At 68.1% G+C, this 22,223-nt stretch carries 16 protein-coding genes; 13 read left to right on the top strand and 3 right to left on the bottom strand.

Features of this window, described 5'->3' with window-relative positions; translation table 11 throughout:
• Positions 1 to 35 precede the first annotated feature (35 nt).
• A complete protein-coding gene (locus IPM80_13125) occupies positions 36 to 479 on the bottom strand; it encodes a nuclear transport factor 2 family protein (GenBank protein ID MBK8959342.1) in 444 nt (147 codons plus the stop codon).
• Positions 480 to 711: 232 nt separating this feature from the next.
• Here IPM80_13125 and cmoA point away from each other — a divergent pair, with 232 nt between their 5' ends.
• The 8 genes from cmoA (at position 712) to IPM80_13085 (ending at position 9,039) form a co-directional block, all read left to right on the top strand.
• Positions 712 to 1,485, top strand: coding sequence for a carboxy-S-adenosyl-L-methionine synthase CmoA (gene cmoA, locus IPM80_13120; GenBank protein MBK8959341.1), 774 nt, complete (start codon positions 712 to 714; stop codon positions 1,483 to 1,485).
• A 1-nt stretch (position 1,486) separates the two neighbouring features.
• Positions 1,487 to 2,239, top strand: a complete 753-nt coding sequence (locus IPM80_13115; protein MBK8959340.1) for an isoprenylcysteine carboxylmethyltransferase family protein — start codon at positions 1,487 to 1,489, stop codon at positions 2,237 to 2,239.
• Entirely contained in the window at positions 2,232 to 2,867 is a 636-nt protein-coding gene (locus tag IPM80_13110) for an isoprenylcysteine carboxylmethyltransferase family protein (protein MBK8959339.1), read from the top strand. The genes IPM80_13115 and IPM80_13110 overlap by 8 nt, the downstream gene beginning before the upstream one ends.
• 222 nt (positions 2,868 to 3,089) lie before the next feature.
• A complete protein-coding gene (locus IPM80_13105) occupies positions 3,090 to 4,925 on the top strand; it encodes a PQQ-binding-like beta-propeller repeat protein (protein ID MBK8959338.1) in 1,836 nt (611 codons plus the stop codon).
• Between the two features lie 34 nt (positions 4,926 to 4,959).
• Positions 4,960 to 5,805: a hypothetical protein gene (locus IPM80_13100; GenBank protein ID MBK8959337.1), complete on the top strand. Its 846-nt coding sequence runs from the start codon at positions 4,960 to 4,962 to the stop codon at positions 5,803 to 5,805.
• Between the two features lie 128 nt (positions 5,806 to 5,933).
• Entirely contained in the window at positions 5,934 to 6,797 is an 864-nt protein-coding gene (locus tag IPM80_13095; GenBank protein MBK8959336.1) for a phytanoyl-CoA dioxygenase family protein, read from the top strand.
• A 98-nt stretch (positions 6,798 to 6,895) separates the two neighbouring features.
• Positions 6,896 to 8,050 (top strand): glycosyltransferase, encoded by a 1,155-nt coding sequence (locus IPM80_13090; protein MBK8959335.1) that lies wholly within the window; start codon positions 6,896 to 6,898, stop codon positions 8,048 to 8,050.
• Complete coding sequence (locus IPM80_13085; protein ID MBK8959334.1) at positions 8,047 to 9,039, top strand: flippase-like domain-containing protein; 993 nt, start codon at positions 8,047 to 8,049, stop codon at positions 9,037 to 9,039. Before IPM80_13090 ends, IPM80_13085 begins: the two co-directional genes overlap by 4 nt.
• Positions 9,040 to 9,145: 106 nt before the next feature.
• Here IPM80_13085 and IPM80_13080 read toward each other — a convergent pair whose 3' ends face one another.
• Both IPM80_13080 and hpnK read right to left on the bottom strand, forming a co-directional pair.
• Positions 9,146 to 10,306, bottom strand: a complete 1,161-nt coding sequence (locus IPM80_13080; GenBank protein MBK8959333.1) for a DegT/DnrJ/EryC1/StrS family aminotransferase — start codon at positions 10,304 to 10,306, stop codon at positions 9,146 to 9,148.
• Between the two features lie 93 nt (positions 10,307 to 10,399).
• The gene (gene hpnK, locus IPM80_13075; protein MBK8959332.1) at positions 10,400 to 11,230 is read right to left on the bottom strand and encodes a hopanoid biosynthesis-associated protein HpnK; all 831 of its coding nucleotides are present in this window, start codon (positions 11,228 to 11,230) and stop codon (positions 10,400 to 10,402) included.
• A gap of 224 nt (positions 11,231 to 11,454) precedes the next feature.
• On the opposite strand from hpnK, the gene IPM80_13070 reads away from it, so the two are divergent.
• The 5 genes from IPM80_13070 to IPM80_13050 all read left to right on the top strand — a co-directional run bounded on the left by IPM80_13070 (position 11,455) and on the right by IPM80_13050 (position 22,088).
• Complete coding sequence (locus IPM80_13070) at positions 11,455 to 13,236, top strand: hypothetical protein (GenBank protein MBK8959331.1); 1,782 nt, start codon at positions 11,455 to 11,457, stop codon at positions 13,234 to 13,236.
• A gap of 49 nt (positions 13,237 to 13,285) precedes the next feature.
• Positions 13,286 to 13,888 (top strand): response regulator transcription factor, encoded by a 603-nt coding sequence (locus IPM80_13065; GenBank protein ID MBK8959330.1) that lies wholly within the window; start codon positions 13,286 to 13,288, stop codon positions 13,886 to 13,888.
• A gap of 75 nt (positions 13,889 to 13,963) precedes the next feature.
• Positions 13,964 to 15,703: an ABC transporter ATP-binding protein/permease gene (locus IPM80_13060; protein ID MBK8959329.1), complete on the top strand. Its 1,740-nt coding sequence runs from the start codon at positions 13,964 to 13,966 to the stop codon at positions 15,701 to 15,703.
• Entirely contained in the window at positions 15,700 to 18,750 is a 3,051-nt protein-coding gene (locus IPM80_13055; GenBank protein MBK8959328.1) for a hypothetical protein, read from the top strand. Before IPM80_13060 ends, IPM80_13055 begins: the two co-directional genes overlap by 4 nt.
• Entirely contained in the window at positions 18,732 to 22,088 is a 3,357-nt protein-coding gene (locus tag IPM80_13050) for a hypothetical protein (protein MBK8959327.1), read from the top strand. The genes IPM80_13055 and IPM80_13050 overlap by 19 nt, the downstream gene beginning before the upstream one ends.
• Positions 22,089 to 22,223 lie beyond the last annotated feature (135 nt).

The raw sequence follows: 22,223 nt of genomic DNA, 5'->3' as shown, positions 1-22,223 counted from the left end.
TTGCGCAGCCCGGCGCGGGCCGCGCGGCAACTCCCTCAGCGCTCGAAGTTCTCGGGCCACTCGTCCATGCGCACCGCGTAGAAGCGACGCGACTGGAATTTCCAGCCCTCGGCGGTCTTCACGTAGTTGTCGTCGTAGTAGCCGGCGCCGATCCAGCCCATGGCATGACTGGCGCAACGCAGGTCGAGGTAACAGCGACCACTGGCGCTGTGCGGGCCCTGGTGATCGATGACGTGATTGTGGATGTAGGGACGGGGTTTGAAACCAAGCGCGTCAGCAAAGAAGCTGGCCAGATTGTCGCGACCGGTGACGGTGGTCTCGCCCTTGTCCGAGATGGCGGTGAAGCTGCCGTCCTGCGCGAACAGTTGCGCGATGCCGGCGCTGTCGTGGCGCCATACGCAATCGCAATAGCGATTCGGCAGGTCGCGGATCGCTTCGCGCGCCAACAACGCGTCGAGGCTTTGTTCCAAACTGCTCATGCGGTTCCTCCCCGGAAGTCTGGCCATGGGTCGCGCCGCGGCGCCTGCGGCGCGGCCACTGCCGGCGGATTATGGCACGGGCCGTCGCGTCCACGGCGCCGCGCCATCGCTGCGACCTTGAGGCATAATTGCGCCCGACCGAGCAGTCCGGCGCGCGCCGACCTGGCGACAGCCCTACACCATGAGGCCAGGCCTGCCGCGCCACGCGGCGCCGACCATCACGGGGAGAACCATGAGCGACACACCGAAAACCCCCAGCCTGCAGCTGGCCAGCGACGCCCTTCCACAGGACCGCGTGTTCGTCGACCCGTCCAGTGCCGGCGTCGACTTCCAGTTCGATGGCAAGACCGCCGCGGTGTTCGACGACATGGTCGGCCGCTCGGTGCCGATGTACCACGAGATCCAGCGCCTGACGGTCGAACTGGCCAACGACTTCGCGGTACCGCGCACCCGCCTGTACGATCTCGGCTGTTCGACCGGCACCACCCTGCTCAACCTCGATGCCGTGCTGCCGCCCGACGTGTCTTTCGTCGGCGTCGACAACGCACCGGAAATGCTCGCCAAGGCGCGCACCAAGTTCACGGCGCGCGGCGCCCAGCGCGACATCGATTTCGTCACCGCCGATCTGCAACAGGATCGCGTGGTGGAAGACGCCTCGGTGGTGATCATCCTCCTGACCCTGCAGTTCATCCGGCCCTTGAACCGCGCCAACGTCATTCGTCGCATCTATGAGGGCATGCGCGAACAGGCCGCGCTGATCCTGGTCGAGAAGATCATCGTCGACAACGGCACCTTCAATCGCCTGTTCATCCGCCACTACTACGACATGAAGCGCCGCAACGGCTATTCGGAGTCGGAGATCGCGAACAAGCGCGAAGCGCTGGAGAACGTGCTCATTCCCTATCGCCCGGAAGAGAACGTGGCGCTGCTGCGCGAAGCGGGCTTCAACCAGGTGGAGGAATTCTTCCGCTGGTACAACTTCAACGGCATGATCGCGGTGAAATAGCGTGACGAGTGATTCCGCCAGCCTCGCGGTGCGCTATGGCCGCTGGCTGTTCAAGCATCGCAACAAGGTCTTCACCGTCTTCATGCTGGTGCTGCTGCTCGGTCTGCCGCCGGTGACTTTCGCGCACGACGTGGCGCTCGATCGCTGGCTGGACGTGTTCGGCATCGCCATCGCCGCCGGCGGCCAGGCGCTGCGCGCGGCGGTCATCGGCCTGGAATACATCAAGCGCGGCGGCGTCAACAAGCAGCCCCACGCCGACAAGCTCGTCACCGGCGGCATGTTCGCCCACTGCCGCAACCCGTTGTACGTCGGCAACCTCCTGATCCTCGCCGGCCTGTTCGTGATCCACAACCATCCGCTGGTCTACCTGCTCGGCGGGCTGTTTTATCTCGGCGCCTACCACGCCATTGTCGCCGCCGAGGAGGATTACCTGCGTAACAAGTTCGGCGCCGAGTTCGATGCCTATTGTCGCGACGTGCCACGCTGGACCGTGCGCATGCAGGGGCTCGGCGCGACCATGGCCTCGATGGAGATGAACTGGAAGCGCATGGTGCAAAAGGATTACGGCACCGCCTATTTCTGGATGGCGGGCGCGGCATTGTTGTTGACCGTCGAGCGCCTGCGCGCCGACAGCACCGGCTACGTCGGCGTCGGCACGATGGCGCCGCTCGCCGCGCTCGCGGCGCTGACCGCCGTGTTCTTCGTGGTGTGGCGCTTGAAGCGCGCGCGCTACTTCCAGACCAGCAATGGCTGACAGCCCGACGACCGCGCAGGCCGAAACGGCCCTGCTGCGTAAACGCGGAACGCACACCCGCCTGTTCGCGCTGTCGGTGTTCGCCGCCTTCCTGGTCGCGGCGCCGGTCAGCGCCCAGCATCCGGCGCTGGAGCGCGTGATGGTGGCGCTCGGCAATCTTCTGATCGTGGGCGGCGGCCTCGTCAGGGTCTACGCCGCGCTCTTCATCGGTGGCTGGAAGAACCAACGCCTGGCGGCGGTCGGCCCCTACGCGATGACGCGCAATCCGCTTTACGTCGGCTCCTTGTTCGCGACCCTCGGCGTCGGACTCGTGACCGCCAGCGTCACGCTCACCGCGCTCCTGTTCGGCTTCATCATGGCCTATTACAGCCGCACCGTGGCACGCGAAGAGGCCTATCTCGAACAGCAGTTCGGCGAGGAATACCTCGCCTATAAACGCAGCGTGCCGCGCTGGCTGCCGCGCGCCGGCGCGCGCCTGGTGTTGCCGGCGGAAGTGACGGCCAAGCCGCGCTACGTGTTGAACGGCATTCGCGACATCACGCTCATCATCCTCGCCTATCCCGTGTGCGAACTGGTGCGGGTGGCGCATCTCATGGGCTGGCTGCCGGGACTGTTTCGCCTTTGGTGAATTTCCGGCGGGCGCGAATTCATTTGCACCCATCGAAGTCAGACTGAAGTCTGACCCACAATCAATTCGCATCACTTCGGCCCTGTGGGTCAGACTTCAGTCTGACTTGTATTCGGGCGTACACCGGCGTCCAGCCGCTCCCCTATCGGTTACCTATCGAGCGCTTTGACGATGGTGCAATAATCGCCGCTCCTTCGTGTCGGGCTTTTGGGGAGAAGTACCGTGCGTCTATTGTCCTGCCTGTGCCTGCTCCTGGGTTTGACCGCCGCCCATGCCGCCGACACCAAGGTCGATGGCGAGGCCTTGTTCAACGCCGCGTGCGCGCGATGCCATGACCGCGAGCTGCCGCGCATGCCGTCGCGCACCGCGCTCAAGGAAAAGCCACCGCAGGACATCTACACCACCATCAGTGCCGGCGTCATGGCGCCCTATGCGCGTGGGCTCGGTCACGACCAGCGCCGCGCCATCGCCGAATATGCCTCGGGCAAGTCGCTGGGCGAGTTCGCCTCCGGCGCGGCCGCCATTCCGCACAGCGCCTACTGCAAGGCGCCGCCCGCCAAGCCGCTGGCCAATCTCGACGGCGGCTGGAACGGCTGGGGTAACGGTCTCGCCAACACCCGCTTCCAGGACGCCGCGCGCGCCGGCCTCACGGCCGCCGACGTACCCAGGCTCAAGCTCAAATGGGCGTTCGGCATTCCGGCCGTGTCGACCATGTCGGGACATCCGGTGGAAGCCGATGGGCGCCTGTTCTTCGGCACCTTCTCCGGCCTCGTCATCGCGCTCGATGCCGCGAGCGGCTGCGCCCTGTGGGTGTACGAAGCCCACGCCGGCGTGCGCACTTCGCTGACGCTCGCCAAGGGCGAGGACGGCACTGCCAACCTCTTCTTCGGCGATCTCAGCGGCAAGGTCTATGCCCTCGACCCGGCCACCGGCAAGGAACGCTGGGCGATGGTCGCCGACGATCACCCGCACATCCGCATCACCGGCACGCCGGTCTACCACGGCGGGCGCCTGTTCGTGCCGCTGTCGTCGCTGGAGGAAGTGGCGGGCGCCATGCCCGATTACGAGTGCTGCACGTTCCGCGGCGGCGTGCTGGCGCTCGACGCGGCGACCGGCAAGGAGATCTGGAAGACCCGCACCATCGCCGAAGCGCCCAGCAAGCGCGACAAGAACGCGGCGGGCGCGCAGCTATGGGGACCGTCGGGCGCGGCGGTGTGGTCGGCGCCGACGCTCGATCCTGAACACGACACGCTCTACATCACGACCGGCGACAGCTATTCCGACCCGCCCGCGCCGGAATCCGACGCCATCATGGCGCTCGCCATGAGCAGCGGCGAGATGCGCTGGATACACCAGGCGCTGGCCGGCGATGCCTACACCATCGCCTGCGCCGACCCGTCGCCCGCGGCCAAGGTCGCGTGCCCGAAGTCCAACGGCCCGGATCTCGACTTCGGCGCCTCGCCGGTGCTGGTGACCTTGAAGGACGGCAAGCGCCTGCTGCTGGCCGGCCAGAAATCCGGCGAACTGCATGCGCTCGATCCTGACACCGGCGCCGCGCGCTGGAAGATCAAGGTCGGCGAAGGCGGCATCGTCGGCGGCATCGAATGGGGCTTCGCGGTCGATGGCGAGAAGGCCTACGTGGCAATCGCCGAGGCCTGGGAAAAACCCGCCGACGAAGCCGGCGGCGTGGCGGCGGTCAATCTCGCCGATGGCAAGCTGGCCTGGGAGGTCGGTCCGGTGAAGGGCGGCTGCGCCGGCCGCGAACGCTGCAACACCGGCCAGCTGGCCGCGGTCAGCGCCATGCCGGGCGTGCTGTTCTCCGGCAGTCTCGACGGCCACCTGCGCGCCTACGGCACCACCGACGGCCGCGTGCTGTGGGACGTCGACACCCATCGCGAATTCCAGACCGTCAACGGCATCGCCGCCCATGGCGGTTCTCTGAACGGGCCCGGGCCCGCCATCGCCCACGGCCACGTCTACGTGGTGTCGGGCTACGCCATGTGGAACAAGTGGATGCCGGGCAACGTACTGCTGGCGTTCAGCGTCGACGGCAAGTAAGCCCGTCATCCGGTCATCAAGGGGAGCGCCATTCATGTCTGCCACCATTCAACCCACCGACACCAAGCTCGACTACGTGAGCATCGCCAGCGCGCGCAAGATGAGCGGCCTGCGCCTGGTATTGGGCGCCTACACCATTCCGGGACCCTGGCGCGAAGCCTGCAAAGGCCTGTTCCACGTCAAGCGCATTCCCTATACGCCGGTGGTGACCGCCGACGAGGGCAAGTCCGATCTCGCCATCGGCATGGACGGCTCGCAGAGCGAACTGATTGCATGGACCGGCCAGGCCAGCGCACCGGTCGCCATCTGGAACGATGAACGGCCGCGCTCGAGCTGGATAGACCAGTTGAACCTGGCCGAGCGCCTCAATCCCGAGCCGCCGCTGATCCCGGCCGGCATCAAGGACCGCATCCTGATGTTCGGTCTCATCAACGAGCTCGCCGGCGAGAACGGCATTGCCTGGGAAAAGCGCCTGTTGATGGTGCACGGGCCCTTGACCAGCATGCCGCCCGGCGCCGAAGGCCGCGCGTTCTTCGAATACCTGGGTTCGAAATACGGCTATACGCCGGCGCTGGCCGAGGCCGCCGCCCGGCGCATCGTCGACATCCTGAACACTTTCGACGCGCAGCTCGCGAGCCAGAAGGCGGCCGGCCGCGAATACCTGGTGGGCAGCGGGTTCTCGGCGGTCGACATCTACTGGGCAACCTTCTGCGGCCTCATCGACCCGATGCCGCCCGAACGATGCCCGATGGCGACCTCGTTCCGCGGCGGCGCCTATGGCAATGACAACCCCGAGGTCGCCAAGGCCTTGACGCCGGCCTTGCTCGCCCATCGCGACATGGTCTACGAGCGGCACCTCGAACTGCCCGTCGTGTTCTAGCCGCGGCGGCGCGCCGACGGGCTGGGCGCCAGGCCCTCCCGTCACGCGCAAGGACTTGATCTAACGGACTTCTAATCTTTTTTTGTGTATCCTGCGCGCCCTCACTCCAACGCGAATCGCCAACACGCATGTCTCAAGTGACGCTGGTCTCCAACGGCCTTCCACTGCCGCGCGCTCCTGAATACGTCGCCCCCCTGCACGCCTCGTCGCCGGCTTCCCTCGCCGACGGCAGCGCGAGCGCACAGCTTGCCAGCCATGGCTATGTCTACCTGCGCGGCCTGTTGCCGCGCGAGGTCGTGCTGGCCATGCGCCAGCGCTATTTCCAGCGCTTCCCCGCCAGTTTCGTCAAGGACGGCGACAGCCGGCGCGCGGCGTTCTCGGGCCTGGAACCCGCAGGCCTGCCGGCCCACGGCACGCGTGGCCACCCCGCCTACGACTTCGTGCGCGAGGATTTCTTCAGGGATTTCGCCGAGCACCCGCTGCTGCGCGGCGCCGCCGAGGCGGTGCTGGGCGGACCGGTGGAGCGTCTGCGGCGCACGCCCATCCGGCATTTCGTGCCGGGCCGGCCGGCCTCATCGCGCGCGCACATCGACGGCACCTATGTCGAGGCCGAAGCCCGCGATCTCGTGACCCTGTGGGTGCCGCTCGGTGATTGCCCGGTGTCCTCGGGGGGCCTCGTCTATCTCGAAGATTCCCACCAGGAGCAGGACATTTCGCGGCGCGTGCGCGATGTCGCGCCCTATGACCGCCCCGGCGACCGCCGTCCCCTCACCCATGACCTGAAATGGATGGCGGAACATACCGGCCGCCGTTGGCTGGTCACCGACTACGCGGCCGGCGACGTCGTCATCCATTCGCCTTTGATCGTGCATGCCTCGCTGGACTGCCAGAGCGACGAGATGCGCTTGTCGACCGACATCCGCTACCTGCGCCAGGGCAGCCATTACGATCCGCGCTGGCGCGGTGACTGGGCGGCGGACGACAGCTACTGATTGCCCCTGGTACCTGGCTCACGCGCCCGCCTCGCCCGGGCGCGATTGCGTTGCGGGCGCGCTGGTTCTAAGGTGCGGCGGTCCCGCGGTGAAAGCGTATGACTGCCCTATCCCTGCTCACCCTCGTGCTGTTGATCCCGGTCGTGAGCGGCTCGATTTTCAGCGTGCTGACGGTGCTCGCGACTTGGCGCTTCTACTCCCGCCGCGTCACCGACCCGGCGCTGCCGCTGCCGCCGCTCACCGTCCTGAAACCGATCTATGGCCTCGACCGTGAACTCGAACCCGGCCTGCGCAGTTTCTGCGAGCAGGACTATCCCGAACTGCAGATAGTGATGTCCCTGCAGCGCCGCGACGACCCGGCGCTGCCCTTGCTGCGCCAGCTCGAAGCCGAATATCCCGAGCGCGTGACGGTGGTGATCGGCGAAAGCCCGCCGAGCGTCAACGGCAAGGTGCAGAACATGGTGATCGGCATGGGCGCCGCGCGCCACGCGCACCTGGTGGTGAGCGACAGCGATGTGTTCGCGCCGCGCGATTACTTGCGGCGCATGGTGGCGCCGCTCGCCGACCCGCGCATCGGCTTCGTGTGCAGCCTGTATCGAATCCGTGGCGCACGCAATCTCGCCGAGCGCCTCGACCTGCTCTCGATCAACGCCGACTTCATGCCGAGCGTGATCTTCACCTACATGACGCGCGCCGCGATCTTCTGCCTGGGCGCATCCATCGCCTTTCGTCGCAGCGACCTGGAAGCGGTGGGCGGCATGGCGGCCTTCGCCGATTACCTGGTCGAGGATCACGAACTCGGCCGGCGCCTGCACGAACGCGGCCTCGACGTGCGCCTGCTGCCGCTGACCATCGATCTCACGCCCGACTATGCCGACCTTGGCGCCTGGTGGCGGCACCAGGTTTACTGGGACCAGAACACCCGCGCCGCCAACCTGCCGGGCTTCGCGCTGACCATCCTCACCCGCGCCGTGCCCTTCGCCCTGCTGTTCGCGCTCTTGAGCGGCCTGTCCGGCGCCGGCCTGCTGGTGCTGGGCTCGAGCGTCGCGGTGCGCGTGGCGAGCGCCGCGCTGGTGGCATGCATCCAGCAGGACGACGAAACGCTCGTCACGCTGCCGTGGCTGCCGCTGCGCGACGTGTTGGCGCTCGCGTCGTGGGCGCTGGCCCTGACCCGCAATACCTTCGAATGGCGCGGCAACACCTTCAAGCTGACGCGCGGCGGCCGCATCGTGCCGCGCGACGAGACCGCGTGAAGCTGGGCGGACTGCTGGCGCTCGCCGTTGCGCTGGCGCTGCTGGGCCTGGTCATTGCGAACAGCGACATGGCCGCGGTTGGCGAGCGGCTGACGCGCCTGTCGATACCCGGCGCGCTGGCGGTGCTGGGCCTGTTCGCGCTGGCGTGGGCGGCCGAGATCTGGGCCTGGGCCCTGACCTTCACCGGGCGCGCCGTGCGCCGCGCCTGGTTATGGCAGCTGTGGCTGGTCAACATGGTCGGCGAAGCGATGAACGTGGTGATGCCGTTCGGCTCGCTGGGCGGCGAACCGATCAAGGCGTGGCTGTTGAAGCAGCACTACGCGGTCGGCTACCGCGAAGCCGCCGCCACGCTGCTCTTGATGCAGACCCTGCTGGCGCTGGCCGAAGCCCTGTTCGTCGCCATCGGTGCGCTGCTCGCGGCGTGGCTGGGTATCCTGCCGCCGGCCATCGCCGACATGTTGAGCGGCGCGGCCCTGACCCTCGTGGCGCTGATGGCGCTCGCCATGGTCGGCCTGCACCAGCGCTGGCTGCGCCACGCCCTGCACGCTTTCGAACGACGCTGGGGCGGCGCGCGCTACGCCGCCGTCAAGCATGGCCTGGAAGACATCGAAGCGGCGTTGGCGGACTTCGCGCGCGCGCAGCCGCGCCGTTTCGCCGGCAGCACCCTGCTGTTCTTCGCGAACTGGCTGGGCGGCGCCGCGGAAGTGTGGCTGCTGCTGACCTTGCTGGATGCCGCGCTGCCCTTCAGCCATTGCTGGGTGGCGGAAGCGGCGGTGGTCACCATCCGCTCCCTGACCTTCTTCCTGCCCGCCCAGCTCGGATCGGTGGAAGCGGTGACGGTATACGTGATCGGCGCGCTCGGCGGCAGCGCCGAAGTCGGCCTCGCCCTTGCCGCCCTGCGCCGCGCGCGTGAACTCGCGTGGTCGGCGCTGGGGCTCGGCGTCGGCGCCGCCTATCACCTCGATTGGCGGGCCGCGATGCGGGGCTGAAATCGCATCACCAGGTCAGACTGGTCGACCCGTCAATTCGCACACCTTGTCAGCCATTGGCGACAATGGCTTGCCCTGAGCGAAGAAGGTGCGAATAAATTCGCACCTACAGCATGCCCTTGGCCTTGGCGTCAGCCAGCGCTTCGAGCACGCGATCCACTTCCTCGGCCGTCATGCTCGCGAACATCGGCAGGCAGATATGGCGCGCGCACAGGTATTCGGCCTGTTCGAGGCCCGCCGTGGCGAGGTGCGCGAGCGCCGGATGCTGGTGCAAGGGCTTTTCGTAGACCTCGCCGGCGCAGATCACGCCGTGGCTTTCGCGCAGCCATTGCTTCAGCGCCGCGCGATCGACGCCGTCGCGCAGCATCACCGGGTACTTGTAGTAATTGGCGTGGCAGTTGGCCGGTGGCGCGATGGGCGTGACACCGAAGTCCTGGGCGGCGAAAGCCGCGTCGTAGCGCGCCGCCCATTTGCGCCGATCGGCGACCATCTGTTCGAGGTGGGCATGGTGACGCAGACCGATGATCGCGTGCGGTTCGGACATGCGCCAGTTGCTGCCGATGCGCACGTGCAGGTTCTGGTGAAAGCTGGCCTTGCCCTGGTCGCGGTAGATGCGCGCTTCGCTGGCGAGATCGTCATCGTCGGTGACGATCATGCCGCCCTCGGCGCTGGTCATGACCTTGGTCGGATAGAAGCTGAAGGAACCGGCGATGCCGAAGGTGCCGGCGTGTTTGCCGTCGAGCCGCGAGGCGTGCGCGTGGGCGGCGTCTTCCACCAGCCAGAGATCCTTGTCCTTGGCGAGCTGGGCGATGGCGGGCATGGCGTCGGTGACGATGCCGGCGATGTGCACGATCATGATGCCGGCGGTATTGGGCGTCAGCTTGCGCAGGATCTCCTCGGGCGTGGTCGACATGGTGCGCACATCGCTGTCCATGAGGATGGGATTGCCGCCGGCGGCGATGACGGCGGTGGCGGTAGCCATGAAGGTGTCGGCCGGCACCAGTACGTCGCGTCCTTCGACCTTCAGTACACGCAGGATGATCTCGAGCGACGAGGTGCCGCTGTTCACCGCGATGGCGTGCTTCGCGCCCGCCTGGCGGGCGAACTCGGCTTCGAACTCGGCACCGTACTTGCCGAGCGTGAGCTGGCCGTTGGCCAGCACTTCGTCGATGCGTTCGGTGATCCAGCGACGGTCTTCGGCACTGAAATCGATGCGAATGGGGGGAACCGGCGGGCGCGCGGCGCCCGATGCGGGAATGGAAGCCATGGGAATGTCCGTCAATGTGTCGAGGTTGAAATTACTGGCGCGATCATCGCCGAGCGCGCGCCCGAGGTCGAATGCCCGCGTCGCTGGTCGGCCTCAGAGGCCGGCATCGAACAGGTCGCTGAAACCGCCGGGCTCGATGGCCAGTGCGCGCAGCCGCGCCGCCACCGCCGCGCTTTGCAGCGCCGCGCACTCGGCCTCGTTGAAATAGCCCGGCATGGCGGCCGCCACCGCGGCGTCGCGCGTCACCGCCGGATGCAGGTGGATTTCGACGCTGCCCGCGGGCAGGTGCTCGAGATAAGCGAGCAGGCAGGCCTCGTCGACACGCCCGCTGTCGCGTATGCCCAGCAGCCAATCGTTATGCGCCAGCCCCGCGCGCCGCAAACGCGCGCGCATCAGCGCAATCCACGGCGCCAGCAGCACGCCGGCCACGCCGGCCTGCGCCAGGGGCTCGCGCGGCAGGCGCACCGCCGCCTCGCCGGGGGCGAGGTTGGCGATGATCTCGCTCAGCACCGAGGGGTGCAGGTGCATGTGGTTGTGCACGTCGACGTGGTCGAGGGTGAGGCCGGTGGCGCGGAAGGCGGCGAACTGGGCGGCGATTTCCCGCCCGAGCTCGCGGCGCGTGGCGCCATGGAAGAACCAGCCGAGGGCGGCGCTGAGCAGGTTATCGGGAAAGCACCCGTGGTCATCGACGAGATGCGGGATGTCGGCCGCCGGCAGCACCGACAGGCCCTGCACCACCGTGACGTGCAGGCCGACCCTGAGCCCCGGCAGACGCCGCGCACGCGCGATGGCGTCGGCCGCCGCCGGCGCCGATACCATGAGGCTGGCGCTGCGCAGCACGCCATCGCGAAAGCCGCGTTCGACCGCTTCGTTGACCGACTCGCTGAAGCCGAAATCATCGGCGGTGATGACGATTCTGCGCATGGGGGGCGGAGTTTACTACGGGCGGCATCGACGACGGCGCGCCGCCTGTAGGTGCCTGACCCGCAGCATCCTGTGGGTCGCTTCGGCCTGACCCAATGTGCCAATTGGTTCGCACCTACAGGGCGCGGAGCAACCCGCGCCCGCGGTCGCATCCGCCGCCGTACGGGTCTACCATAGGCCCAGGCGGCCGCACGCATGGCGCCTTCACAGGGGAGAGCAAGCACATGCCGCACTGCGCCTTCGGACGCGGCTACCGACACGCCACCGGCGGCACGCCGGCGCGCACGCGCCTGACCATGTCCGCCATCGGTTCACCGCGCAATTTCGGGCGTGGCGCCGCCGTCACCACGCCCTCGCGTCTGCGCCTGTTCAGCGGCAACTCCGGCATGGCCATGCGCATGCGCCAGATCGATTGGGAACACACCGAGCTCGGCGCGCCCGAGCAGTGGTCCCACGCCATGCGCACCGCCGTCACCCTGTGCCTGGGCTCGCGCCTGTGCAGCTGCATCTACTGGGGCCCGCAGCACCTGCTTTTGTACAACGACGCCTTCGCCTCGCTGCTTGGCACCAAGCATCCGTGGGCGCTTCTGCAACCGGCCGACGTGGTGTGGCCGGAGATCTTCGAGATCATGCAGCCGCAGCTCGAGGCGACCCTGTATCGCGGCGAATCCTCCGGCACCGTCGATTCGCCGAGCTTCATCAACCGCCGCGGCTACCTCGAAGAGTTCTATTGCACCTACAGCTACGCGCCCATCGTCAACGAGTACGAACAGATCGAAGGCGCGTTCGTCACGGTGCCGGAAACCTCCACGCGCGTCATCGCCGAGCGGCGCCTGCACACCCTGCAGCGCCTGGGCCTGTCCACGCGTCGCGCGCGGCGCAGCGAAGAGACGCTGCGCGTGGCCGCCGAGGTGCTGACCGAGAACCCCTACGACATTCCCTTCGCCGCGCTGTACCTGTGCGACGAAGACGGCGCCCAGGCGCAGCTGCACGCGGTCGCCAACATCGACAGCGATCATCCCCTGAGCCCAGCGGTGCTGCGCGCCGACAGCGCCTCGCCGCTCGCACATTTCGTCACGCGCGACGTGCGCCCGCTGCTGCAGTTTCTCGACGTCACACCGTCCCTGCAGCCGCTGCCGCTCGGCGCGTGGCGCATCCCCGCGCAACAGCTGGCCGTGTTGTCGCTGGTGTCGCCCGACACGCGCGCGCCGCGCGCCATCGTGGTGGCGGGCGTCAGTCCGCACAAGCGACTGGACGACGATCACATCACCTTCTTCCGCATGCTGGCCGATCAGATCATGCGCGCGCTGGGCGAGGCCTTCGCCCACCAGCAGGAGGATGCCCGCATCAAGGCCCTGCAGACCCGCGCGCGCGTGGCGCAGCAGGAAGAGCGCCTGCGCATCGCGCGTGATCTGCACGACACCCTGCTGCAGAGCGTGCAAGGCATGCAGTTCATGCTGGAAGCGGGGCTGGAAAGGGTGAAGGCCGGCGACCCGTCGGCGGCGGACCTGTTCACCCGCGCGCTGGCGGCGTCGGGCCACGCGGTGACCGAAGGCCGCGAAGTGCTGTCGCTGTTGCGCTCGTCGTCCCATGGCGTCTATGAACTGTCGGCCGGTCTCGACAACCTCAGCGCCGAACTCACCACCGAATCCGACGCGCGCTGCGTGGTGGAAATCGAAGGCATGGAACGCAACATCCATCCCAGCATCTCGAGCGAGATCCAGGTCATCTGCCGCGAGGCCGGCCTGAACGCGGTGCGTCACGCCAGCGCGCGGGTGATCCGCCTGCACGTGCATTTCGGCGACGACCTCACGGTCGAGGTCAGCGACGACGGCGCCGGCATCCGCGAAGAATTCATGACCCACGGCCGACCAGGCCATTACGGCATCCGCGGCATGCGCGAACGCGCCGCGACCATCGGTGCGCAACTGCAATTGCAGCGGCGACAGTGCGGTGGGACCGCGGTAACATTGACCCTGCCGGGCGCCTCGGCATATCTCGACTGAAGGACAGCACGTGTTGGCACAAAACATCACCCCCTCGCCGATCCGCGTCATGTGCGTGGACGATCACCCGATATTCCGCGAAGGACTGTCCGCGGTCCTGGCCAATGACCCCGGCTTCGAGCTGGTGGCCGAGGCCGGCACCGGCGAGGAAGCGATCGAGAAATTCCGCACCCACCGGCCCGATGTCACGCTCATGGACCTGCGCCTGCCGGGCATCTCGGGCACCGAGGCCATCGCCGCCATCCGCGCCGAGTTCCCCGATGCCCGCATCGTGGTGCTGACCACCGAGACCGGCGACGTGCCCATGCAGCGCACGCTCAACGCCGGCGCCAAGGGCTACGTGCTGAAGGGCATGGCGATGTCGGAACTGCTGGACATCATCCGCAGCGTCAACGCCGGCAAGACCCGCATCCCGGAGCGCGTCGCCACCCACATCGCCGAGCACCTGACCGACAAGAACCTGTCGGCGCGCGAACTCGAAGTGTTGAAGCTCATCGCCGGCGGCCATCGCAACCGCGAAATCGCTCACAAGCTTTCGATCAGCGAAGAAACCGTGAAGATGCACGTGCGCAACATCATGGTGAAACTCAACGCCAACGATCGCACCCACGCTGTCACCATCGCGGTGCGGCGCGGCTTCATCACCCTGTAACCGCAACGCGCGCTGTCGGCCCACGCCGCGGCGCGCGCTTCGCACGGACGCTGTCCGCCGGTCCACTCCCGCTTCGTGACTCCGCGCCCCGAAATCACCTTCACCCGCGAGACCTGGCAGCACTGGCTGGCCCAGATCCACGCCTTCGCGCGCGCGCCCGATGCGGGCCTCATGGCGCGCACCCTGTTCGCGGTCGTGATCCTGTTCGCGCTCGCCTGCAACGGCCTGAACGTGGTCAACAGCTACGTCGGGCGCAACTTCATGACCGCGCTCGCCGAACGCAACCACCCGGCCTTCGTCGCCCAGGCGCTGGTGTGGGTGGGCGTGTTCGCGGTCGCCACGCTGTGCTCGGTGCTGGGCCGCTATTACGAGGATCGCCTGAGCCTGGTGTGGCGCAACTGGGCCACCACGCGCCTGCTCGAGCGTTACATGGCGCGGCGCAATTATCTCAAGGTCGCGACGGTGGCCGGCATCGAGAACCCGGACCAGCGCATCGCCGAGGATGTCAGGTCGTTCACCACCGTCACCCTGTCCTTCGTGCTGATGATCTTCAACGGCAGCCTGACGGTGGTGTCTTTCGCCGCCGTGCTGTGGACCATCAGCCCCGCGCTGTTCGGTGTTGGCGTGCTGTACGCGGCCGTCGGCACCTTGCTCAGCCTGCTGCTCGGGCGCCCGCTGGTGCGTTTGAATTACCAGCAGCTCGACCGCGAAGCGGACTTTCGCGCGGCCCTGGTGCACGTCAAGGAGAATGCCGCGCTGGTGGCGCTGACCGGCCGCGAAGGCAATTTCTCCGGCCACCTGCGCCGCCATCTCGACCACCTGGTGGAAAACGCCGGCCGCGTGATCGTGGTCCAGCGCAACCTGAGCTTCTTCACCACCGGTTACAACTGGCTCATCCAGATCATCCCGGCGCTGATGGTGGCGCCGCTGTTCATGCGCGGCGATATCGAGTTCGGCGTCATCACGCAGTCGGCGGTGGCCTTCACCCACCTGCTGGGCGCGTTCTCGCTGATCGTCACCCAAACCCAGCTGCTGTCGTCGCTGGCGGCGGTGGTGGCACGTCTCGACGCGTTGATCATGGCCATCGACAACGGCGACCACGATCCGCATCACGGCATCACCACCGTCGAGGACGATGGGCGCCTGGCGTTCGAGAACGTCACCATGCTGTCGGCCCATCGCCATCGCATCCTGATCGCCGACCTGAACCTGGTGCTGCTGCCGGGCGCGTGCCTGTTGGTGCGCGGCGCACAGAACGACGTGCGCTCGGTGCTGATGCGCACCACCGCCGGCATCCGCAACTGGGGCCGCGGCCGCATCATCCGCCCGCGCAATGAACAGATGATGTTCGTCACCGAACAACCCTACTTGCCCGACGGCACCTTGCTCGAAGTACTGCTGGCCGACGATCGCGAGCAGGCGGACGTGGAATCGTTTCGCGACACCGTGCTCGCGACCCTGCGCATGGTCGGCCTGGAGGCGGTGCTGGCGCGCTGCGTGGACATCGACACCGAGCAGAAGTGGACTTCGCTGCTGACCATCGGCGAACAGCAGCTCCTGGTATGCGCCCACGTGCTGCTGGCGCGACCGCGCTTCGTGATGCTGGAACGCCTGAGCGTGACGCTCGAGCGGCACACCATCAACCACATACTGGACCTGTTCGCGCAACGCGGCATCACCTACATCGCGCTGGAACCCGAAACGCAGGATCTCGAGCACTTCGACCTGGTGCTCGATCTCGCCGAAGGTGGTTCCTGGCAGCTGCGGCGCGTGGCCCACGGCAAAATGCTGCCGGAGCATGGCGGTCGCGCGTGACCGGCAAGGACACCCTGCTCGACGACTTTTGCGATCTCGCGCCGTGGCAGGCGATCGCGCCCGGCGCGGCGCGCTTGCAGTTGCGCCACGCGCGTGACGGCGACGGCTGCATCATGCATCTCGACTACGATCTCGCCGGCGGCGGCTTCGTCATCGCGCGACGCGCGCTGGCACTGACCCTGCCCGAAGACTACGCCTTCACGCTCGAACGTCGTGGCCACGGCGGGCAGCACATCGTCGAATTCAAGCTGGTGGACGACAGCCTGGCCAACGTGTGGCGGCTGCGCGATGAGCATTTCGAGCTGGGCGTCGCGTGGACGCCATGGCACATCGCGGCGCGCGACATCATCTATGCCTGGGGCGCGCGGCGCACGCGGCGACTGGCGCACTGCGATGCGCTGGAGATAGCGGTGGTCGGCAGCGGCCGCGGCACGCTCAGCCTGCGTAATCTGCGCCTGTGCGATCTCACCTATGACGCGACGCCGCGCGTGCACGCGTCCAGCGCCGAGGCCGCGCATCCCGCCATCGACGTACTCGTCGACGACCCGCGCCATTGGCAAAGCGCGGCGGCCGGCGAACAGTCCCTCTGCCTGGACTTCGGCGGCGAGCGCGCCTTCAGCGCCGTGCACATCGACTGGCGGCGTGACGCCCTGCCGGTCGCCCATGCCATCGACGTGCGTGATGCCGATGGCGCGTGGCAATGCCGCCATCGCAGCGAGCAGCGCCCGGGACCGCGCAGCACGGTGCTGTTGCCGGACACGCGCAGCACCGGCCTGAGGTTGCGCGTCGACGGCGGCGCCGCGCGCGCGGCCGTGCGTCACATCGCGTTCGCGCCCTGGTACTACGCGCCGAATCTTTACGACGGCCTCGCGTCCATGGCGCTGGAAGCGGCGCCCGGCGTCTATCCCAAGGCGCTGCGCGAGCAGCAGAGCTACTGGACGGTGACCGGCGCCGCCGGCGGCTCGGGCGTGGCCTTGATCAACACCGAGGGCCTGGTCGAAGTCGATGGCGGCGATTTCGCCGTCGAGCCGTTCGTCGCGGCAGGTACCACGCTCTTCACCTGGGCCGATGTCGAACTCGAAGCCTCCCTCGAGGACGATTGCCTGCCGCTGCCGCGCGTACGCTGGCGCGGCCCGGGCTTCACGCTCGACATCGCGCCGGTGATGCTGGGCAGCGGCGAGGACAGCGCCCTCCATGTGCGCTACCGGCTCAGCCATCACGGCAGCGCGGCCGAAACCTTCGCCCTGCAGCTCGTGGTGCGGCCGTTCCTGGTGACGCCGATCTGGCAGCAATGGCAGGGCCACGGCGGCATCACGTCGCTGCATCACCTGGCCGCCGACAGAGACGGGCTGACGGTCAACCACGCGCGCCGGCTGGCGGTGACGCCCGCCGCCGACGCCGTCGTCGCCGAGCATGGCGCCGGCGAGTCGCTGCTCGAAGCCTTGCGTGGCGCGCAGGGCTTCGCGGCCTGCGAAGTCCGCGATGACGCAGGCTTGGCCAGCGCGGGCCTGGTGTTCAGCCGCACGCTGGCGGCCGGGCAAAGCATCGACATCCACGCCCGGGTCGCAGCGGCCGGCGGCAATCCGTCGTGCACGGACGCGGCGCTCGCCCATGCGCACGCCGCCGATGAATGGCGCAGCCGCCTGGGCGTGGCGCCGCTGCGCCTGCCCGCCGCGCAGCGCGCGCCGGTCCTGACCCTGCTCACCGCCGCGGCGCACATCCTCGTCAATCGTCGCGATGCGCGCCTGCAGCCCGGCCCGCGTCGTTACACGCGCGCCTACCTGCGCGACGCGGTCGGCATGGGCACGGCCCTGGCGCGCCTTGGCATGGTGGAGCCGCTGAAGCGCCTGCTCGACTGGTACGGACCCTTCCAACGCGACGATGGTGAACTGCCGGACTGCGTCGATGACGATGGCGCCGAATGGCTGCCGGAATACGACGCCTATGGCCAGTACCTGCACGGCGTCGCCGAAGCGCTGCGCCTCGCGCCTGACCCGGCCTTCCTCGCCCGCCAATGGCCGCGCGCGCAGCGCGTGCTGGCGCGCCTGGAAAGCCTGCGTGCACGACGCCTGGACGAGCAGTATCGAGACACCGCCTGCTTCGGACTGCTGCCCGAGTCCATGAGCCACGAAGGCTACATGGCGCAGCCGGTACACGCCTACTGGGACGATTTCTGGGCGCTGCGCGGCCTGCGCGATGTCGCGTGGCTGGCCGCGCAGGCCGGCGACGAACACGAGGCGCGGCGCATTACGGCGCTCGCCGTTGAATTCCGCACCGACCTGCATGCGTCGCTTGCGCGCAGCATGGCCACCCACGGCATCGACTTCATTCCGGGCTCGGTCGAACTCGGCGATTTCGACGCCACCGCCATCGCCATTGCATTGACGGTCGCCGATGACGGCGACGGTCTGCCGCGCGCGGCGCTGGACGCGACTTTCGACCGTTACCTCGCGATCCGCGCCGAACGCAGCGACAGCACGCGCTGGAGCAATTACAGCGCCTACGAGATCCGCATCGTCGGCGCCCTGCTGCGCCTCGGGCGGCGCGACGACGCGCTGGCGGTCTTGCATGCCTTGCTGGCCGACTGCCGCCCCGCCGCGTGGCGCCAGTGGCCCGAACAATCGTGGCGCGACTACGACGCGCCGGCCTTCCTCGGTGACCTGCCGCATAGCTGGATAGGCGCCGAATACATCCACGCCCTGACCAGCGCCTTCGCCTACGAGCACCATGACGACGCGAGCCTGGTGCTGGCGGCCGGCGTCGACGGAGCGTGGTTGCACGACGAGGGCGTGACCGTCACCGCGCTCGCCACGCATCACGGCCCACTCAGCTACCGCCTGCGCCGCCTCGACGCGCAGCGCGTGGAGATGCATGTCGACGCGGGCATCACGCTGCCGGCCGGTGGCCTGGTGCTGCGCCCACCGTTACCGGCGCCGCTGCGCGCGCTGACCGTCAACGGCATCGCGCGGCACGATTTCGACCAGGCCTCCTGGCGTTGCCACGCGCTGCCCGCGCATATTGTTTTTGTATGTGGAGATCAGCCATGACCCGCCGCACGCTCACCAACGCCGCCGGACTGCGCTTCACCGTCGACGCCAACGCCACGGTGACGCGCATCGATCACGAAGCGCTGATGCTCAACCTGTTTCGCGGCAACGCCATGGAAGGCGGGCCGTGCAATCTCTACCTGCGCCGTCTCGGCGGCAGTCCGGCGGCGACCGCGCTGCTCGGGCCGCGCAGCCCCTCGCGCCTCGAACTAGGGGACGATGGCTTTGCCGTGCGCGGTGTGTGGCAGGGCTTGAGCTATCGCGTCAGCCTGCGCCTGGCGCAGGACAGCGCAACCTGGTTCTGGCACGTCGCGCTGCGCAATGGCAACACGCATGCGCTGACGGTCGATGTCATCCACAGCCAGGATCTCGGGCTCGCCGACTACAACTTCATCCGCACCAGCGAATACTTCGCGAGCCAGTATCTCGACCACACGCCGCTGTTCGACGCCGCGCACGGTCGCGTCATCGCCACGCGCCAGAACCTCGCCATGGGCGGCCGTCATCCCTGGTGTCTCATCGCCTCGCTGCATCGCGCGGTCAGCTATTCGACCGATGCACTGCAGTTTCACGGTACGGCAACGCGCGCCGGCGCCGAGGCCGTCGCGCTGGTCGACGGCCTGGCCGGCATGCGCCTGCAACACGAACACGCACTGGTCTGCCTGCAGGACGCGCCGCTCACACTCGCGCCGGGCATGAGCGCGCAACGCGGCTTCGTCGGCTGCTTCGAGGCCGACCATGCGAGCGCCAGCGGCGGCGCCGATCTCGAGCGCCTGCAGGCCGCGCGCGCGCTGCCGGAAGCACAGCCCGATACCGAGATGGCATCGACCGTCACGCTGGTCGCGCTGCCACGCACGCTCTTCACCAGCGCGCCGCTGTTTACCGCCGAGGCCGCGCCGCTGGCGTCCTTCGTCGCGGAGCTCGGCGCGCCGCGGGTCGAAGAAAAGCGCGGCGCCGAGACCATCGCGAGCTTCCATGCCGGCGACCTGCACTGGGTATCGCCGGCCAAGGAGAACGCCGTGCAGCGCGCCCATGCCCAGATCCTGCGCAGCGGTGGCGCACTGGTGCCGGACGAAGGTGCGCTGACCAGCACCGTGCTGATGGGCGGCGTGTTCAATTCCATGCTGACCCAGGGCCATGTCGGCATCAATCGACTGCTGTCGTCGGCGCGCGGCTATCTCGGCCTGTTCCGCGCGCTCGGCCAGCGCGCGTTCGTCGAACAGCAGGGCGGCTGGCGCCTGCTCGACCAGCCGTCGGCATGGACCGTCACGCCGCGCGGCTGTCGCTGGTTCTATCGCGATGCCGAGCACGAGCTCGAAGTCGAAACGCGCGCCGATGAAGTCGCGCATCGCATCGATGTCGAATTCCACGTGCGGCGCGGCACGCCGCTGCGCGTGCTGCTCGCCAACCACATCGCGCTCGACGATGACGATGGCGCTGATACCGGCGCCGTCGCGTGGCGGCGTGAAGGCCAGGACGTATTCATGCATGCCCACGCCGGTAGCGCCGTCGCCGCGCGCTTCGGCACGCGTGGCTTCCGTTTGCGCGCCGCCGCTGACACCGTGCTCGAAGCCTGCGGCGGCGATGAGCTGCTGTTCGACGACGGACAGGCCCACGACACGCCCTATGTGTGCCTGCGCACCGCGCCGTGCATCGCCGCGCGCTTCACGTTCACAGGCGAGCTGCTCGACGCGCCGCCGATCGCGGCGTCGCTGTTAGGCGCGCCGGTGGCGATGGCGAACGCCATGCGGCTCGACATCGCGCCGCACAGCGCGCAGGCGCAGGAAATCCGCCAATGGTCGGCCGTGCTGCCGTGGTTCGCCGACAACGCGCTGGTGCATTACCTCGCGCCGCGCGGACTCGAACAATTCACCGGCGGCGGCTGGGGCTCGCGCGACATCTGCCAGGGTCCGCTGGAGATGCTGCTGGCGCTCGGCCAGCTCTCGCCGGCGCGCGACCTGCTGCTGCGCGTGTTCGCCGCCCAGAACGAGGCCGGCGACTGGCCGCAGTGGTTCACGTTCTTCCAGCGCGAGCGCGAGATTCGCGCCGGCGATTCCCATGGCGACATCATCTTCTGGCCCTTGATGGCGCTGGCGCGGTATCTGGAGGCGAGTCACGATCTGGCGTTCCTCGACGAGCGTGTGGCGTTTCACCAGGCCGGCGACGGCGTGCCGACGCTGTGGCAACACGTCGAGCGCGCACTCGCCCATATCGAGGCGCACTGCCTGCCCGGTACCTTGCTCATCGCCTACGGCCATGGTGACTGGAACGACTCGATGCAGCCGGCCTCGGCGCAGCTGCGCGACGAGCTGTGCAGTGCCTGGACCGTGACCCTGCATTTCCAGATGTTGAACACCCTGGCCGCGAGCCTCGGCGGCGGCGCCCACGCCGCGCGCGCCGATTCCCTGCGTGAGATGGCGCGCCGCATCGAACAGGATTTCCAGCGGCTGCTGGTGATCGACGAGGTGGTGCCCGGTTACATGCACACCCGCGCCGATGGCAGTCGTGACTATCTCCTGCATCCACGCGACACGCTGACCGGCCTGCACTACAGCATGCTGCCGATTCCCCATGCGATCCTGAGCGGCATCCTCACGCCTCCCCAGGCCGCGCGGCACCTGGCGCTCATCGAGCAGCACCTGCTCGGCCCCGACGGCGCGCGCCTGTTCGACAAGCCCATGCGCTATCGCGGCGGCCCGACCAGCCTGTTCCAACGCGCCGAGAGCGCGGCGTTCTTCGGCCGCGAGATCGGCCTCATGTACACCCACGCCCACCTGCGCTATGCCGAGGCGCTGGCCCATGTCGGCCGCGCCGACGCATTCTTTGCCGCGCTCAACCTGGTCAATCCCATCGGTCTCGCGCAACGCCTGCCGGGCGCGTCGCCGCGCCCGTCCCATTGCTATTACTCGAGTTCCGACGCCGCCTTCCCCGATCGCTACGCGGCCTTCGAGGACTACGGCCGCATCGCGCGCGGCGAGATTGCCTTTGACGGCGGCTGGCGCGTGTATTCGAGCGGCCCCGGTCTCGCCATCGCCATCCTCATTCGCAGCCTGTTGGGCTTGAGACTCGCCGGCCGCGATCTGCACATCGACCCGGTGATGCCGACATCGCTGGATGGGCTGGCCGTCAGCCTGCCGCTCGCCGGCCACGATTGTCGCTACACCTATCGCGTCGGCACGCGGGGACATGGCGTGAAGAGCGTGCGTCTCAACGGCGCGCCATTGACGGGGCAGGCGCTCGCCAATCCCTATCGCGAGGCCGGTGTGACGCTTGCGCTGGCGGATGTTCGGCGATTCATGCGCGATGGCGAGAACGCGTGGGAGATCGAGACCTTCTGAATGCGGAGGCCCTGTAGGTGCGAATTCATTCGCACGTTCCAATGCGTCAGGCGGGCCCGGGTGCCAATGTCAGACTGAAGTCTGACCCACAGGCCTGATGACTACTTCTCTTGTGGGTCAGACTTCAGTCTGACA

The organism is Pseudomonadota bacterium, from assembly GCA_016719885.1.
Classification (GTDB): domain Bacteria; phylum Pseudomonadota; class Gammaproteobacteria.
The sequence above is the reverse complement of the archived record's forward strand: the minus strand, read 5'-3'. Positions and strand labels throughout refer to the sequence as shown.